A 1,153-nucleotide genomic window follows, 5' to 3' on the forward strand; every position below is an offset into this window, starting at 1 on the left:
GGACCTGTTGCGCAGTTTGAGGTGCGCGACGGCGGGATGGGAATGCAGCCGGTCGTCACTTGCGCTTGGGGATTGAGGCCTAGTTTTGGGGTTTGAGGTGGCGGTTCGGCCGGTACGGCCGAGCTGCAGGCGCACCTATCCCGTGATGGCCGCCCATCGGCGCATGTTGAAGGCGATGGCCGCCATCGTCACCTGAGCGGTAGCCTTGGCCAGTCCGATGTAGCGGATCGTGGTCAGCTTCATGCGGTTCTTGAGCGTAGCGAAGGTGGTTTCCACCGCCGCTCGCCGTCTGGCGATCAGGCGATTGTAGCGCTTGAGCCGTGCCGGCAGCGCATGATGCTTGTTGGGACGGCGCGCAATGCGCACCTTCTTGCCCTGTGCCTTCAATCGGGCACGGCGGGCATGGGTGTCATAGGCGGCATCCGCCCACACCGTCTTCTCGTCGCCGCAGATCAAGGCATCGGCCATCACCGTGTCGTTGACGTTGGCCGGTGTGGTGATCACCGTGCGGATCAGGCCCGAACCCTCATCCACCCCGACATGAGCCTTGTAGCCAAAGGTAAAGCCATCCTTGCCCTTGCGCATGGTGGGGCGGGCGTCTGCGTCCTTCGACGGCCGCTCGGGTGTCGGCGGTGCCGAGACCGCATCGATCAGCGTGGCGTCCAGCATCGTCCCACGCTTCAGGATCACACCGGCCTTCTCCAGCTGCCGGTCCAGTTCGCCAAACAGCCTCTCCATCAGCCCTTCGCCGACAAGCAGGTTGCGAAAGCGCGACAGAACCGTGTGATCGGGGACCGTGTCGTCCAGCCCCAGCCCGGCAAAGCGCCGGAACGACAGCCTGTCGCCGAGTGCTTCCTCCAACTCGCGATCAGACAAGCCATAGAGCGATTGCAACAAAAGCGCCTTGAACAGCACCAGTGGCGGCCAGGCTGCCCGACCCGGCCCGCCATCGCGCAGCCGGTTAAGCAGCTTCTCGAACCGGTACCACTTCACCAGCCCCGACAGGCGGTCGAGCGGCGAAGAACCGCCCGCAAGCTTGTCGCCCAGAAATGCCTCCACCAAGCTCAACTGACCCGTCCGCTTAACTGCCATTGTGACTCTCCCGGCCTTTCGCCTTCAGAGAATCACAACCAGCCAATTACGCAACAGGCCC

At 63.7% G+C, this 1,153-nt stretch carries 1 protein-coding gene; it reads right to left on the reverse strand.

The window, feature by feature from the left end:
- Positions 1-135: 135 nt before the first annotated feature.
- Complete coding sequence (locus tag AC1D1N_RS32330) at positions 136-1,092, reverse strand: IS5 family transposase (RefSeq protein ID WP_477353343.1); 957 nt, start codon at positions 1,090-1,092, stop codon at positions 136-138.
- Between the last annotated feature and the right edge of the window lie 61 nt (positions 1,093-1,153).

Source organism: Mesorhizobium sp. P2_B5 (assembly GCF_056404775.1).